We start from the raw sequence: 15,933 nt of genomic DNA on the forward strand, positions 1-15,933 counted from the left end.
GCGAACGGGGCCGCGCGGTCAGGGTCGCGGCTCCTTGGGATCGACCACATGCACCGAAGGATCGACCTGATGCACCACGGGCTCGCTGAGCTCGGCCCTGTCGTCCTCTTCCTCGACGCGAATCGGGCCGACCCGCGTGTAGTGGAAGAAGCCGGCCAGCACCGCCGCGCCCATGCCCAGCAGGGCGAGAGGCTTGGTCACGCCCTTCCACAGGCTGACCAGCGGGCTGATGGTGGGCTCGTTCGGCAGGTCGTTGTACAGCGAGGGCTGATCGGCATGGTGCAGCACGTACATCACGTGCGTACCGCCGACGCCATCGGGGTCGTACAGGCCGGCCTGGTCGAAACCGCGCTCCTTGAGGTCGGCGATGCGCCCGGCGGCATGCTCCTTCATGTCCTCCTTGCTGCCGAAGACGATGGCGCCGGTGGGGCAGGTCTTCACGCAGGCCGGCTCCAGCCCGACCGACACGCGGTCGGAACAGAGCGTGCACTTGTAGGCCTTCTTGTCCTTCTCGGAGATGCGCGGGATGTCGAACGGGCAACCGGTGATGCAATAGCCGCAGCCGATGCAGTGGTCCTGGTTGAAGTCGACGATACCGTTGGCGTACTTCACGATCGCCCCCGGCGCCGGGCAGGCCTTGAGGCAACCCGGGTCGGCGCAATGCATGCAGCCGTCCTTGCGGATCAGCCATTCGAGGTTGCCGCTGCCGGGGTTCTCGTACTCGGCGAACTTCATCACCGTCCAGGATTCAGCGGTGAGGTCGATCGGGTTGTCGTAGGTCCCGTGGCTGGTGCCGACCTCGTCGCGCAGGTCGTTCCATTCCGAACACGCCACCTGGCAGGCCTTGCAGCCGATGCACTTGGAGGTGTCGATCAGTTTCGCCACTTCGCCGATCTCGCGGATCGACGGCCGCTCGGTGGTCGTGGCGGAGCGGGCAATCACGTCTTGAGTAGCCATCATGCCTTCTCCACGTTGACCAGGAACGACTTGAACTCCGGCGTCTGGGTGTTGGCGTCACCGACGAACGGCGTCAGCGTGTTGGTCAGGTAACCGTTGCGCGCCACGCCGGCGAAGCCCCAGTGCAGCGGGATGCCGATCTGGTGCACGGTCTTGCCGTCCACCGTCAGCGGCTTGATGCGCTTGGTCACCACCGCCACCGCCTTGATATAGCCGCGGTTGGACGACACCTTGACCCGCTCGCCGGCGGCGATGCCGAGCTCCTTGGCCAGCACCTCGCCGATCTCGACGAACTGCTCGGGCTGGGTGATCGCGTTGAGCCGGCAGTGCTTGGTCCAGAAGTGGAAGTGCTCGGTGAGACGGTAAGTGGTCGCTGCGTAGGGGAACTCGTCGGCGCTGCCGAACAACTCCATGTCGTTCTTGAACACCCGTGCGGCGGGGTTGCTGATCGCCTGGCGATTGTCCGGATGCAGCGGGTTGCGCCCGATCGGCGTCTCGAACGGCTCGTAGTGCTCGGGGAATGGCCCCTCGTTCATCTTGTCCACGGCGAACAGCCGCGCCACCCCTTCGGGGTTCATGATGAAGGGGTTCATGCCATCTTCCGGACGTGAATCGACCTTGAAGTCCGGCACGTCAGTGCCGCCCCACTTGCCGCCGTCCCACCAGACCAGGCGCTTCTTCTGCGCATCCCATGGATTGCCGGCCGGATCGGCCGAGGCGCGGTTGTAGAGGATGCGCCGGTTGGCCGGCCAGGCCCAGGCCCAGCCAAGCGTCTGGCCCATGCCGTAAGGGTCGGCGTTGTCGCGACGGGCCATCTGGTTGCCGGCCTGGGTCCAGGAGCCGCAGAAGATCCAGCAGCCACTCGAGGTGGTGCCGTCGGCGCGCAGCAGGCCGAAGCCCGGCAGCAACTCGCCGGCCTTGGCCAGCTGGGCGCCGGTCTGCAGGTCGAAGACGTCGGCCAGTGCCTTGCCGTTGTACTCCTGGGCGATTTCCTCTGCGGTCGGTTCTTCCGGCTGGCGATAGGCCCAGTCGATGTTCAGCAGCGGTTCGGCATAGGCACCGCCTTCCTTGCTGTAGAGCTCGCGCAGGCGATGGAACAGCCCGCCCATGATCACCACGTCGGTCTTCGCCTGGCCTGGCGGCTCGGCGGCCTTCCAGTGCCATTGCAGCCAGCGGCCGCTGTTCACCAGCGAGCCGTCCTCCTCGGCGAAGCAGGTGGTCGGCAGGCGGAACACCGTGGTCTGGATGCTGGCGGTGTCGACGTCGTTGTACTCACCGGCGTTGCGCCAGAACTCCGAGGTCTCGGTGGCCAACGGGTCCATGATCACCAGGTACTTGAGCTTGGCCAGCGCCGCGCTCACCTTGGCCTTGTTGGGGAACGAGGCGATGGGGTTGAAGCCTTGGCAGAAATAGCCGTTGACCTGCCCCTGATACATCATGTCGAACACCTTGAGCACGTCGTAGCCGGGGATGTCCAGCTTCGGCAGCCAGTCGTAGCCCCAGTTGTTCTCCGCCGTGGCGTTCTTGCCATACCAGGCCTTCATCAGGCTGACATGGAATTTCTCGTAGTGCTGCCAGTAGGACAGCTGTCCCGGGCGCAGCGGCTTGGCGGTGCGTTTGGCGATGTACGCGGTGTAGTCCTGCTCGGCCTCCAGCGGCAGCGTCATGTAGCCCGGCAACAGGTTGGAGAGCAGTCCCAGGTCGGTGAGGCCCTGGATGTTGGAGTGCCCGCGCAGGGCATTCATGCCGCCACCGGGCATGCCGATGTTGCCGAGCAGCAGCTGCACCATGGCGCCGGTCCGGATCATCTGCGAGCCCACCGAGTGCTGCGTCCAGCCCAGGGCATACATGATGGTCATGACCTTGCCCGGGGCCGAGGTCTCGGCGATGGTTTCCCAGATCTGCAGCATCCTGTCCTGCGGCGTGCCGCAGATGTTGCTGACCACCTCCGGTGTATAGCGGCTGTAGTGCTGCTTGAGGAGGTTATAGACGCAGCGCGGATGGGTGAGGCTCTTGTCGACGCGAGCGAAGCCGTCCTCGTCCAGCTCGTAGCTCCAGGTGGATTTGTCCGGGTAACTGCGCTTCTCGGCGTCATAGCCATTGAACAGGCCGTCCTCGAAACCGAAGCCTTCCTTCACGATGAACGAGACGTCGGTGTAATTGACCACGTACTCGTGCTGGATCTTGTCGTTCTCCAGCAGGTAGTTGATCAGCCCGCCGAGGAAGGCGATGTCGGTACCGGTGCGGATCGGCGCATACATGTCAGCCACCGAGGCCGAACGGGTGAAGCGCGGATCGACCACGATCAGCCGCGCCTTGTTGCGCGCCTTGGCTTCGGTGACCCATTTGAAGCCGCACGGGTGCGCTTCGGCGGCATTACCGCCCATGATCAGGATCAGATCGGCGTTCTGGATATCGCTCCAGTGATTGGTCATGGCGCCGCGGCCAAACGTCGGGGCAAGACTTGCCACCGTCGGGCCGTGTCAGACACGTGCCTGGTTGTCGAATCCCAGCATGCCGAGCGAGCGCACCACCTTGTGGGTGATGTAACCGGCCTCGTTGGAGGACGCCGAAGCGGCGAGGAAGCCCGTGCTCAGCCAGCGGTTGACGGTCTGGCCCTTGTCGTTGCGCTCGATGAAGTTGGCGTCGCGGTCGTCCTTCATCAGTCGGGCGATGCGGTCGAGGGCTTCGCTCCACTCGATGCGCTTCCACTCGTTGCTGCCGGCTTCGCGGACTTCCGGATGGGTCAGGCGGTTGGGGCTGTGAACGAAGTCCAGCAGGCCGGCGCCCTTCGGGCAGAGCGTGCCGCGGTTGACCGGGTGATCGGAGTCGCCTTCGATGTGGATGATGTTCTGTGCGACGTTCTTGCCGCCGCTGCCCTGGCTGTAGAGGATCAGCCCGCAGCCGACGGAGCAGTAGGGGCAGGTGTTGCGGGTTTCACGGGTGTTGGTCAGTTTGAAATGCCGGATCGACTCGGCATACGCCGTCGGCGGGGCCATGCCCAATGCCGCCATGCTCGACGCCCCAAGGCCCACACCGCAGACCTTGAAGAACTGTCGACGGTTCATGTCCATCGGAGGTTCTCCTTCTTATCAGGCTGAAACGCCGATGCTTTGCCGGCGTCTGCTAAAGCAGCTTAGCCAAGCTTTCGGAAAGTGAAGGATTAATTCCGGGTGCCGCCGCTGCCCTTGCAGCCAGCCGATCGGTCACATGGCGGTTTCAGGCGCCGGTCGAGGCGGCAAGCTGGTTTTTCCATTCCCGCGGCGATTGCCCGGCTTGGGCCTTGAATGCGCGCGAAAGCGCCGCTTCGCTGCCGTAGCCGACCTCGGTGGCGATCACCTTCAGCGGCCGCCCGCGCTGCAGCGCCTTCTGCGCCAGGCGGACGCGCCAGCCCTGCAGATACTGGCCGGGCGTCTGCCCGAGCGTTTCGCGGAAGGTGGTGGCGAAGGCGCTACGCGACATTCCGGCGACGCCGGCGAGGTTGTCGAGCGTCCAGTCCTGTGCGGGCGCTTCGTGCATCGCCACCAGCGCGTTGCGCAGACGCGGATGGGCGAGGCCGGAGAGCAGGCCGCCGCTGACCTCGTCGCTTTCCATCAGCTGACGCAGGATCTGGATCATCACCACCTCCACCAGCCGCTCCACCAGCGCCATGCGCCCGCAGCGCTGTTCGAAGGCTTCCTCGAACAGCAGTGAGAGCACCGGCTCGGCGCCCCATACGCCATCCAGCGGCAGGCAGACCAGATCGGCCAGGGCAGAGGCGATCGGGTTGGCCCTGCCCCCCTCGAACGTCAGGTTCGCGCAGACCATGTCTACCTCGCAGTCCGGCGCGGTGATGAAGCGATGCGTCAGCGGTCGCGGGAACAGCAGCAGGCTCGGCTGCGTGACGTGCAGTGTTTCCCGGCCGTAGCGGACCTCCACCGCACCGCGGCGAATCAGGTGCAGTTGCCCGTGCACGCCATCGCTCTGCAACGTGTTGATGCCGCACAGCGGCCCGGTGTTGAACACCAGGGCGCGCATCGGGAAGTGCGTCATCAGTGCGGCGAGGCGGTCAGCCATCTTTGTACTCCTGATCAATTTTCAGAGACTTTACGTCATCAATAGTTTTTCGTGCTGAGGAGAATAGCGCTTACCGGGCAACACCGCTCCGGCAACCCGAAACAGGAGTCACCATCATGTCCATCGAGAAGATTCTCTACACCGCTACTGCCACCGCCACCGGCGGCCGCGAAGGCCGCGCCAGCTCCTCCGACCAGGCGCTCGACGTGCAGCTGTCCACGCCGCGCGAGCTGGGCGGCGCCGGTGGTGCCGGGACCAATCCCGAGCAGCTGTTCGCCGCCGGATACTCGGCCTGCTTTCTCGGGGCGCTGAAGTTCGTCGCCGGCAAGCAGAAGGTCACTCTGCCGGTGGATACGCGCATCACCGGCAAGGTCGGCATCGGCCAGATCCCCACCGGCTTCGGTATCGAGGCCGAGCTGATCATCAGTGCCCCCGGCGTTGCCCGCGACCTGCTGCGGAACCTGGTCGAGCAGGCCCACATCGTCTGCCCCTATTCCAACGCTACCCGCGGAAACATCGACGTCACGCTGGTCATCGCCGACTGAGCCGGACCGCCACCCTTTCGTACAGGAGACCCATGCCATGAATCCGATCACCCGTACCCTCGCCATGCCGCTGCTGGCCATCGCGCTGCAGCCCGCCTTCGCCGCCCAGGCCGCACAACCGGCGAAGCCCGGCAGCGCCGCTGTTGCCGCACATACAGCCAGCACCATCACTACCGCCGATGGCGTGCAGCTCTACTACAAGGACTGGGGCCCGAAGGACGGCCCGGTGGTGACCTTCAGCCACGGCTGGCCGCTGAGTTCCGACAGCTGGGAATCGCAGATGCTGTTTCTCGCATCCGAGGGCTACCGCGTGGTCGCCCATGACCGCCGCGGCCATGGCCGGTCCAGCCAGCCCTGGGAAGGCAACGACATGGATCACTACGCCGACGACCTGGCGGCGGTGATCGACGCGCTCGACCTGCAGGACGTGACCCTGGTGGGTTTCTCCACCGGAGGCGGGGAGGTGGCGCGCTACATTGGTCGCCACGGCACCGGGCGGGTAAAGAAGGCCGTGCTGGTCAGCGCCGTGCCGCCGATGATGCTGCGCACCGAGGACAATCCTGACGGTCTGCCGCTGGAGGTGTTCGACGGCATTCGCAAGGCCTCGCTGGAAGATCGTGCGCAGCTCTACCTGGACCTTGCCTCCGGCCCGTTCTACGGCTTCAACCGGCCGGGCGCGAAGGTTTCCCAGGGGCTGATCGACAACTGGCGAGCGCAGGGCATGCAGGCCGGGCACAAGAACACCTATGACTCCATCGCCGCCTTCTCGGCCACCGACTTCCGCGAGGACCTGAAGAAGTTCGACGTGCCGACCCTGGTGATCCATGGTGACGACGACCAGATCGTGCCGCTGGACATCTCCGGCAAGGCATCCGCAGCGCAGATCAAGGACGCGAAGCTGATCGTCTACTCCGGTGCACCGCACGGCCTGACCGACACCCACAAGGCGCGCTTCAATCAGGACCTGCTGGACTTCCTCAGGAAATGATCGGATGCGTCGCTGTGCCGGCCGCGGTTTGCTCCGCGGCCGGTTTTTTTTGCGCAGCAAAAGGTCGAGGAGGGCGCGGCAGAAACGAAAAACCCCGCCGGGGCGGGGTTATCGTGGCCTGTCCGGAGGCAGGCCGGTGTGGGTTCCGGAACGGTGCCGATCAGGCGTTCTGACGGATACCGGCCACCAGCCAGGGCTGGTTCTCGCCCTGCACACGCTCCATGCGCCAGCTCTCGCTGAAGGGTTCGCCCTGGTCGAAGCGCGAGGTCTTGGCCACGCCGCTGAAGGTCAGCGTTGCGGTGGTCTTCTCGGCGTTGTCGTCGACGCCGTCGAGCTGGATCTGCAGATCGTCGATGTAGGTCGACTGATAGGCATCACCGATCTCGGCGCGCTCCTGCTTGAGGAAACCCAGCAGCTGCGGGGTAACGAACTCGGCGATCTTGTCCATCTCGTTGGCGTCCCAGTGCTGCTGCAGCGAGAGGAAGTGCTCGCGCGCGGCCGCAACGAAGTTCTGCTCGTTGAACCAGGCCGGCGCATTGATCACCGGAGCGGCGGCGACCGGGGCGGCGCTGCCACCGAAGATGGAGGTCGCGGGTTGCTGCGGCATCTCGCGCTGCATTGGAGCGTGACCGGCCATGGCTGGTTGCTGCTGGCGGCGACGGGCGGCGAGGAAGCGGAACAGCAGGAAGGCGATCAGGCCGAAGATCAGGATATCCATGAACTGGATGCCCTCGAAGCCGTCGCCCATGAACATCGAGGCGAGCAGGCCGCCGGCGGCCAGACCGGCCAGCGGGCCGAGCCAGCGCGAGGCACCACTGGGCGCAGCCGCAGCCTGCTTGCCGGCCTGGGACGGTGCGGCCTGGGTCTGCTGGGGCGCCTGGCGGGTCTGGTGGCTCGGTGCCGAGCCGAAGCTCTTGCCGCCGCCAAAGCGCTTGGCGTGGGCATCCAGCGCGAAGGTCAGGCTGATACACAGCGCCATGAAAATGCTAAGCACAGGTTGCATTGAGTGTTCCCGCTTGAATTAAGTGGAGGTACGCGCGCCATCCTGCCGAGCCGGGCAGGGGTTGGCGAGGGGCAGTATGTTACGAGCTTTTGCTTGCGACCGTTGGTCGCCTCCGGCGGTGCCGGCAGACGCTTGCGCTGGTCCTGGAAAGCGAACGGAGCCCGGTGCTCCGTTCGTCAGGGCAGTCAACGCCAGTTGTACAGTTCCTTCTCGGAAATCTCGTGCATCGGCTTGACCTGCTCCTGGAAGGCTTTCATCGAGGCCCAGATGCGGCCGTTCAGCTCGCTCTGCGCGGCCAGCTCGCCGAGCACCAGCTCCGACTGCTTCTGCATGGCGTCCAGCACTTCGTCGGGGAAGCGCTTGAGCTCCACACCCTGCTGCTTGAGCTGATCGAGCGCCAGTGCGTTGTTGTAGACGTAGTCATCCATCATGTCGCGGCTGGCGGCACGGGTCGCCTCGGTGAGGATGGCCTGCAGGTCCTCGGGCAGGGTATCGAGCGCCTTCTGGTTGACCAGCAGTTCCAGCACCGCCTGCGGCTCCTGCCAGCCCGGGTAGTAGTAGTACTTCGCGGCCTTGTGCAGGCCGAAGGCCAGGTCGTTGTACGGGCTGACCCAGTCGGTGGCGTCGATGGCACCGGTCTGCAGCGCGGTGAACACCTCGCCGCCGGGCAGGTTCACGGTGGTCGCGCCGAGACGCGCCAGCACTTCGCCGCCCAGGCCCGGCATGCGGATCTTCAGGCCGCGCAGGTCGCCCAGCGAATTGATCTCCTTGTTGTACCAGCCGCCCATCTGCATGCCGGTGTTGCCGACCACCATGGGCTTCACGCCGAACGGGGCATAGGCCTCGTCCCAGAATTTCTGGCCTTCGCCCTTGCTCAGCCAGGCGTTCATCTCGATGGCCGACAGGCCGAACGGCACGGAGGTGAAGAATTGCGCGGTGGGCACCTTGCCCTTCCAGTAATAGGCAGCGCCATGGCCCAGTTCGGCGGTGCCGCGGGAGACGGCATCGAACACTTCCAGCGCCGGCACCAGTTCGCCGGCGGCGTAGACCTTGATGGTCAGGCGACCGTCACTCATCACCTTGACGCGCTCGGCCAGGCGTTCGGCGGCGGTGCCCAGCCCCGGGTAGTTCTTCGGCCAGGCGGTGACCATCTTCCAGGTGTACGTCTTGGCGGGTTCGCTGGCGGCCTGCTGGCCAGTGGTTTCGACTTTCTTGTCATCGTTGCAACCGGCGAGGCCGAGGGTGGCAAGCAAGGCAGCGGCAGCACCGAACAGATGGCGGCGTTTCATGGGTCGGTATCCTTGGAAGATTCTTCTTATAGGAATGACTGGTTGGTATGGCGGATTGACGTTAGCGTCAACCTCACAGGGCTTCAAGTTTTGCGTAGCTGAGCATCAGCCATTTGCTGCCCTCGTCCTCGAAATTCACCTGCACCCGAGCCTGGGCGCCGGAGCCTTCGAAGTTGAGGATGGTGCCTTCGCCGAACAGCGAATGGCGCACGCGTTGGCCGAGGTTGAACGGTGTTTCCGGCACGCCGGCGCCGTCGAACAGCGACGAGCCGCTCATACTCTTGCCGCTGAACGAGCGCGTCACCGTGTTGCTCAGCCGCACTTCCTGCACCAGCGCCGGTGGAATTTCGCGGACGAAGCGCGAGACCTTGTTGTAGGTCTCGCTGCCGTACAGCCGGCGCGTTTCGGCGTAGGTGATCACCAGCTGCTGCATGGCGCGGGTGATGCCCACGTAAGCCAGGCGGCGTTCCTCTTCCAGACGGCCGGACTCCTCCAGGCTCATCTTGTGCGGGAACAGGCCTTCTTCCATGCCGACCAGGAACACCAGCGGAAACTCCAGACCCTTGGCGCTGTGCAGGGTCATCAGCTGCACGCTGTCCTCGTGGTCGCCGGCCTGCTGTTCGCCGGCCTCCAGCGAGGCGTGGTCGAGGAAGGCGGCCAGGGGCGACTGGATGTCGTCTTCCTCTTCGCTGTAACTGTCGAAAGCGCGGGCGGCGGACACCAGTTCCTCAAGGTTTTCCACTCGCGCCTGGGCCTTCTCGCCCTTCTCGTCGCGGTGGTAGGCCAGCAGCCCGGATTCCTCGATGACCAGTTGCGCCATGCTGTGCAGCGGCAGTTTCTCGACCTTCAGCGCCAGGGTGTCGACCAGTTCGACGAAGCCGTTCAGCGCGCTGGCGGCGCGCCCGGACACCGCCTTGGTGCCGACCGCCTGGTGCAGCGCCGCCCACATCGACAGGCCCTGCTCACGCGCCAGCTGGCGCAGGCATTCAACGGTCTTCTCGCCGATGCCGCGGGCCGGCACGTTGATCACCCGTTCCAGCGCCGCGTCGTTGTCGCGTGTCTGGATCAGGCGCAGGTAGGCCATGGCGTTCTTGATCTCGGCACGCTCGAAGAAGCGCTGGCCGCCGTAGATGCGGTAGGGGATCTTCTCGCGCAGCAGCGCCTCTTCCAGCACCCGCGACTGGGCGTTGGAGCGGTAGAGGATGGCGATCTCGCTGCGGCTCATGCCGTCGCGGATGGCCTTCTCGATGCTCTCGACCACGTAGCGCGCTTCGTCGTGCTCGTTGAACGCGGCGTACAGGCTGATCGGCTCGCCTTCGCAGCCGGAGGTCCAGAGTTCCTTGCCGAGGCGACCCTGGTTGTTGGCGATCAGCGCGTTGGCGGCCTTGAGAATGCAGGCGGTGGAGCGGTAGTTCTGTTCCAGGCGGATGGTTTCGGCATCCGGGAAGTCCGCGCTGAACTGGTGCAGGTTCTCGATGCGCGCGCCGCGCCAGCCATAGATCGACTGGTCGTCGTCGCCGACCACCATCAGGCTCTCGCCGCCCTTGGCCAGCAGTCGCAGCCAGGCGTACTGGACGGCGTTGGTGTCCTGGAACTCGTCCACCAGCACGTGGCGGAAGCGCCGCTGGTAGTGCTCGAGCAGGCCGGGGTGGTCGCGCCACAGATCCAGCGCACGCAGCAGCAGCTCGGAGAAGTCGATGACGCCGGCGCGGGCGCAGGCCTCTTCATAGGCTTCGTAGATCTTCAGCTGGGTGGCGAGGAACAGATCACCGCCGGCCTGGATGTTGCGTGGGCGCAGCCCTTCGTCCTTCTGCGCATTGATCCACCACTGTGCCTGGCGCGCCGGCCAGCGCTGCTCGTCGAGGCCGAGCTCGCGGATCACCCGCTTGACCAGGCGCTGCTGGTCGTCGGAATCGAGAATCTGAAAATTCTCCGCCAGCTTCGCCTCGCGCCAGTGCGCGCGCAGCAGGCGATGGGCCAGGCCGTGGAAGGTGCCGACCCACATGCCCTGCGGGTTGACGTGCAGCAGCTGCTCGATACGCTGGCGCATCTCCGCGGCGGCCTTGTTGGTAAAGGTCACCGACAGGATCGAGTGCAATGATGCGCGCTCGACCTGGTGCAGCCAGGCGATGCGGTGCACCAGTACACGGGTCTTGCCCGAGCCGGCGCCGGCCAGCACCAGTTGCCGGCCCAGCGGCGCGGCCACGGCCTGGCGCTGGGCATCGTTGAGGGAATTCAGGAGAAGGGAGAGATCGTCATGCATCGCGGCATTCTATTGGAAATGCCCGCGCTGCGCTCGCCCTGTGGTCCGTTCGGGCGCGGCATTTGCGGCAATCCGGCGCAGCTGCAGCAAAGGCGGCATCACGTCTGGTGCCGACGATCCGCTGGTCGGTTCGGACGGCGATCATGGCATTTCCGACACAGCGCGATATGACGTGAGGCTAGCAACGTGCCATTATCGGCCGTGTTGTGGTTCCGCCGGAACCTGATTCGGGTGCAGTTACTACTAGAACAATATTCATGACCGATTCCATTCGAGCCGCCTGCCCGGCGTCAACGCAGCATGTCACTGACGAGGCTTCGGCGGTCGAGCAGGCTGCCGAGCACACGCGGTTGCTGTATCGCGGTTCGCGCACTCCCGCCCTGCTGTTGCTGCTCACCACGCTGATCTGCGGGGTGGTGCTCTGGCCCGAACAGGGCGGTATCGAACTCGGCGTCTGGCTGGGCTGGATGGCCACGCTCGGGCTGCTGCGCCTGCAGCAGGTCGGAGCCTTCAATCGAGCCAGCCCCGAGGCGCAGGCGGCGCCGCACTGGCGCTGGCGCTTCCTGCTGGGCAGCAGTGCCTCGGCGTTGAGCCTGTCCTACGCCATGGTGGCGCTGGTGCCGGCCGATACCTTTGTCACCCAGGCCTTGCTCTACGGCTTGATGGGCTCCGTGGTGCTGGCCGCCAGTGTCGCCTATGGCGTCAGCCTGCCGGCCTTTTTCAGTTTCGCCGTGCCCTGTCTGTTGCCGGCGGGACTGCTGCTGATGACCAGCGGCGAGCCGCTGCAGCAGGGCTGGGGCGTGCTGGCGATGATCGTGCTGGCGACGCTCAGTCTGATCGCCTGGCAGATCAGCCGGCTGGTTACCGACAGCATCGAACAACGCCTGCACCGGCAGCGGCTGATCGAGCGGCTGGAGAAGGCCGGCCGCGAAGCCGACCTGCTCAATGGCCGCCTGGCCACCGAGGTCGAGCAGCGCCGGCATGCCGAACAGCAGCTGCGCAGCGCCTACGACGGCCTCGAACAGCGCGTCGCCGAGCGCACCGCCGAACTCGGCGAGAGCGAGGCGCGGCTGACCCTGGCGCTGGAGGCCAGTGACCTCGGCCTGTGGGATTGGGATCTGCAGTACAACCGTGTACATCACTCGCGCATGCAGGTGGTGTTCGGCATCGGCCTGGAAAATCGCTACGGCAAAGACGGTTCGCGACTGCCGGATATCCATCCCGACGACCTGCAGCGCGTGCGTGCCACCCTGATCGCCCATCTGAAGGGCGAAACCGAATCCTTCGTCATCGAGTACCGTGCCCTGTGCGCCGATGGCAGCGAGCTATGCCTGGAAGACCGCGGGCGGGTGATCCAGCGTGACGCCAATGGCCGTGCGCTGCGCATGATCGGCACGCGCCGTGACATCAGCGAGCTGCGCAGTCAGGCCGAGCAGCAGCGCCTGGCCGCCACGGTGTTCGAGGCCGCCAGCGAAGGCATCGTGATCATGAATGATCGCTACCGTGTCCTGGCGGTGAATGACGCCTGCTGCACGCTGTCCGGCTACAGCCGCGAAGAACTGCTCGGCCACAGCGTGGCGCGTATCGCCGGCTCGCCGGAGAGCCAGCGGCAGTACGAGACCATGCGCGAGGCGCTGGAGCGGCACGGCCACTGGCAGGGCGAGCTGATCGAGACGCGCAAGAGCGGCGAGGTCTATCCGCAGTGGGTGCAGCTGCGCGAGGTGCGTGATGCCAACGGCAGCGTCACCCATGTGGTCGCCTTCGTCTCCGACCTCAGCGTGCGGCGCAAGATCGAGGAGCGCTTGCGCTACCTGACCCATTACGACGACCTCACCGGGTTGGCCAACCGCGGCCTGCTGAAGGAGCGGCTGCAGGAAGCCTGTCAGCGGGTTCGCCGCAACGGCCGCAACATGGCGGTGCTGTATATCGATCTGGACCGTTTCAAGCTGCTCAATGAAAGCCTCGGCCACGAGGCGGCCGATGCGTTGCTGCGCGAGGTGTCTCGACGGCTGAGCCAGACCCTCGGTGAGGCCGACACCATTGCCCGCCTGTCCGGCGACGAATTCGTCGTGCTGCTCGATGCCTACGGCAGCCTCAGCGGTCTGGCGCACCTGGGCAGTCGTCTGCTGCAGCGCATCCGCAAGCCGATCGTCATCGGCGAACAGGAGCTGGTGATCAGCGCTTCCATCGGTGTCAGCCTGCTGCCGGACAACAGCCGCGATGCCGAGGTCCTGCTGCGCCAGGCCAGCACCGCCATGCAGCAGGCCAAGCACCTGGGCGGCAACACCCTGCAGTTCTTCACCGACCGCCCGCAGGCATCCGGCATGCACTACCTGCAACTGGAGAACCAGCTGCGCAAGGCGCTGGAAGTCGGCCAGTTGGAAGTCTTCTACCAGCCGCGCCTGAGTCTGGCCGACGACAGCCTGGAAGCCGCCGAGGCATTGGTGCGCTGGCGCCACCCGCAGCGCGGACTGGTCACGCCGGCGGACTTCATTCCGCTGGCCGAGGAAACCGGGCTGATCATTCCGCTGGGCGAGTTCGTCCTGCGCGAGGCCTGCCGCCAGGCACGCCGCTGGCAGCAGGAAGGGCTGGCGGACATCCGCGTGTCGGTGAACCTCTCCGTGAAGCAGCTGCGTCAGGGCAACTTCGTCAGTCTGGTGCGCCAGGTGCTGGAAGAGACCGGGCTGCCGCCAGCGATGCTGGAACTGGAGCTGACCGAGAGTCAGCTGCTGGACGACATCGATAACGCCATCAGCATCAGCGAGCAATTGCGTGCCTTGGGCGTGAAGCTGGCGATCGACGACTTCGGCACCGGTTTCTCGTCGCTGAGCTACCTCAAGCGCTTCCCGGTGGACTACGTGAAGATCGACCGCTCGTTCATCAGCGAGGTGGAGCATTCCACCCAGGATGCGGCGATCACCCGTGCCATCATCGCCATGGTTCACAGCCTGGAACGGCGAGTGGTGGCCGAGGGCGTGGAAACCCAGGCGCAGATGGACTTCCTCAAGGCCAACCTGTGCGACGAAATCCAGGGCTACCTGCTCAGCCCGCCGGTGCCGGCCGAGCAGTTCGCCGAGCTGCTGCGCTAGCGGGGGGTTGCCCGCCCAGCTTCAGCCGCGGGTGCTGCTGCCGCCCTCCAGCTCGCGCATCAGCAGGCCGAAGTGCAGGTCCACGTCCTGCGGGACCGGCAGATAGACGGTGTGGCCGTCGCCCGGCGCAACCTCGATGGCCTCGCCGCGGCTGCTTTCCAGGGTCTCCAGGCGCAGGTTGAGATTGCCTTGCGGTGTCATCAGCTCCAGCCTGTCGCCGACCGCGAAGCGGTTTTTCACTTTCACCTCGGCCAGGCCGTTGCGCCGCTCGCCGGTCAGCTCGCCGACGAACTGCTGGCGCTCGGAGAGCGAGAAGCCGCGCTCGTAGTTCTGGTATTCGTCGTGCACGTGACGGCGCAGGAAACCCTCGGTATAGCCGCGGTGGGCCAGGGATTCGAGGGTGTCCATCAACGACTTGTCGAACGGCCGGCCGGCCAGTGCATCATCGATGGCCTTGCGGTAGACCTGCGCGGTACGCGCCACGTAGTAGTGGCTCTTGGTGCGGCCTTCGATCTTCAGCGAGTGCACGCCCATCTGCACCAACCGCTCGACATGCTGCACGGCGCGCAGATCCTTGGAGTTCATGATGTAAGTGCCGTGCTCGTCCTCGGTCGCCTCCATGAACTCGCCGGGCCGCGAGACATCCTCGAGCAGGAACACCTTGTCGGTGGGCGCTCCGACGCCCAGGGTCGGGTTGCCCTGCGCCTCGACCTGCTGCACGGCGATGGGCTCGTAGAGGTGCACCGAGTTGCCCAGTTCGTCCTCCTTGGCCTCGTGGGTCTTGTATTCCCAGCGGCAGGCATTGGTGCAGGTGCCCTGGTTGGGATCGCGCTTGTTGATGTAGCCCGACAGCAGGCAGCGACCGGAATAGGCCATGCACAACGCACCATGGACGAACACTTCCAGCTCCATGCCCGGCACCTGCTCGCGTATCTCGCCGATCTCCTCCAGCGACAGCTCGCGGGAAAGGATCACCCGGGAGACGCCCTGGCTTTCCCAGAACTTCACCGTCGCCCAGTTCACCGCATTGGCCTGTACCGAGAGGTGGATGGTCTGCTGCGGAAAATGCTGGCGCACCAGCATGATCAGGCCCGGGTCGGACATGATCAGCGCGTCCGGCCCCATGCCCACCACCGGCTCCAGGTCCTTGATGAAGGTCTTGAGCTTGGCGTTGTGCGGGGCGATGTTGACCACCACGTAGAACTGCTTGCCCAGCGCGTGGGCCTCGTCGATGCCGACCTTCAGGTTGGCGTGGTCGAACTCGTTGTTGCGTACGCGCAGGCTGTAGCGTGGCTGCCCGGCGTACACCGCATCGGCGCCGTAGGCGAAGGCGTAGCGCATGGATTTCAGCGTGCCGGCAGGCGACAGCAGCTCGGTGCGGTTGGGGGTGTTCATGGCGCGGGACTCGCAGGGGTATCGAAAGCGCGGCATTTTACTGCGCTTGCCGGGCGATTGCGCGTCGAGCGTTGTCCGCAACGACGCGGCAGGCAGCGCCCAGCGAGCGGGGCGCGCAGGGGGTCAGGCGACAGATGCCTCCTTGAGCATGTCGTAGAGGCGATCCTTGAGCTGCAGCTTCTGCTTCTTCAGGTTTTCCACCTCGCTGTCGGTGCCCGGCACGATGTGCGCCTCGATGTTCTTCACCCGCTGGTCGAAGTCGTTGTGCTCGTCGAACAGGCGGGCAAAGGTCTTGTTTTCAGCCTTGAGACGGGTGATCAGATCGCGGTACTCGGGGAACATGGCAAC

At 65.4% G+C, this 15,933-nt stretch carries 11 protein-coding genes; 3 read left to right on the forward strand and 8 right to left on the reverse strand.

Annotated features, from left to right (window positions below):
* Positions 1–18: 18 nt before the first annotated feature.
* From fdxH to VF716_RS10070, 3 genes are all read right to left on the reverse strand, one after another.
* The gene (gene fdxH, locus VF716_RS10060; RefSeq protein ID WP_020307990.1) at positions 19–957 is read right to left on the reverse strand and encodes a formate dehydrogenase subunit beta; all 939 of its coding nucleotides are present in this window, start codon (positions 955–957) and stop codon (positions 19–21) included.
* Positions 957–4,031: a formate dehydrogenase-N subunit alpha gene (gene fdnG / locus VF716_RS10065; protein ID WP_148099506.1), complete on the reverse strand. Its 3,075-nt coding sequence runs from the start codon at positions 4,029–4,031 to the stop codon at positions 957–959. Before fdnG ends, fdxH begins: the two co-directional genes overlap by 1 nt.
* Positions 4,032–4,176: 145 nt before the next feature.
* The gene (locus VF716_RS10070) at positions 4,177–5,013 is read right to left on the reverse strand and encodes an AraC family transcriptional regulator (RefSeq protein ID WP_125460244.1); all 837 of its coding nucleotides are present in this window, start codon (positions 5,011–5,013) and stop codon (positions 4,177–4,179) included.
* 116 nt (positions 5,014–5,129) lie between these two features.
* On the opposite strand from VF716_RS10070, the gene VF716_RS10075 reads away from it, so the two are divergent.
* Positions 5,130–5,558, forward strand: coding sequence for an organic hydroperoxide resistance protein (locus tag VF716_RS10075; protein ID WP_019407425.1), 429 nt, complete (start codon positions 5,130–5,132; stop codon positions 5,556–5,558).
* 37 nt (positions 5,559–5,595) lie between these two features.
* Complete coding sequence (locus VF716_RS10080; RefSeq protein ID WP_125460243.1) at positions 5,596–6,546, forward strand: alpha/beta fold hydrolase; 951 nt, start codon at positions 5,596–5,598, stop codon at positions 6,544–6,546.
* 160 nt (positions 6,547–6,706) lie between these two features.
* Here VF716_RS10080 and VF716_RS10085 read toward each other — a convergent pair whose 3' ends face one another.
* From VF716_RS10085 to uvrD, 3 genes are all read right to left on the reverse strand, one after another.
* Positions 6,707–7,549 carry a Tim44 domain-containing protein gene (locus tag VF716_RS10085; RefSeq protein WP_440552632.1) on the reverse strand — a complete coding sequence of 281 codons (843 nt, stop codon included), beginning with the start codon at positions 7,547–7,549 and terminating at the stop codon, positions 6,707–6,709.
* Positions 7,550–7,734: 185 nt separating this feature from the next.
* Complete coding sequence (locus VF716_RS10090) at positions 7,735–8,838, reverse strand: TRAP transporter substrate-binding protein (protein WP_440552634.1); 1,104 nt, start codon at positions 8,836–8,838, stop codon at positions 7,735–7,737.
* 73 nt (positions 8,839–8,911) lie between these two features.
* On the reverse strand, positions 8,912–11,101 hold the full coding sequence (gene uvrD / locus VF716_RS10095) for a DNA helicase II (protein ID WP_017245941.1): 2,190 nt from the start codon (positions 11,099–11,101) through the stop codon (positions 8,912–8,914).
* A 257-nt stretch (positions 11,102–11,358) separates the two neighbouring features.
* On the opposite strand from uvrD, the gene VF716_RS10100 reads away from it, so the two are divergent.
* A complete protein-coding gene (locus VF716_RS10100; protein WP_125841888.1) occupies positions 11,359–14,190 on the forward strand; it encodes a putative bifunctional diguanylate cyclase/phosphodiesterase in 2,832 nt (943 codons plus the stop codon).
* Between the two features lie 21 nt (positions 14,191–14,211).
* Here VF716_RS10100 and trhP read toward each other — a convergent pair whose 3' ends face one another.
* Together trhP and VF716_RS10110 are read right to left on the reverse strand one after the other, a co-directional pair.
* Positions 14,212–15,585, reverse strand: coding sequence for a prephenate-dependent tRNA uridine(34) hydroxylase TrhP (gene trhP / locus VF716_RS10105; RefSeq protein WP_125871545.1), 1,374 nt, complete (start codon positions 15,583–15,585; stop codon positions 14,212–14,214).
* Positions 15,586–15,708: 123 nt separating this feature from the next.
* Entirely contained in the window at positions 15,709–15,927 is a 219-nt protein-coding gene (locus tag VF716_RS10110; RefSeq protein ID WP_283259126.1) for a YdcH family protein, read from the reverse strand.
* Between the last annotated feature and the right edge of the window lie 6 nt (positions 15,928–15,933).

The sequence above is a fragment of the Stutzerimonas sp. Brlt_14 genome (genome assembly GCF_051948915.1).
In the GTDB taxonomy this organism is placed as follows: domain Bacteria; phylum Pseudomonadota; class Gammaproteobacteria; order Pseudomonadales; family Pseudomonadaceae; genus Stutzerimonas; species Stutzerimonas stutzeri.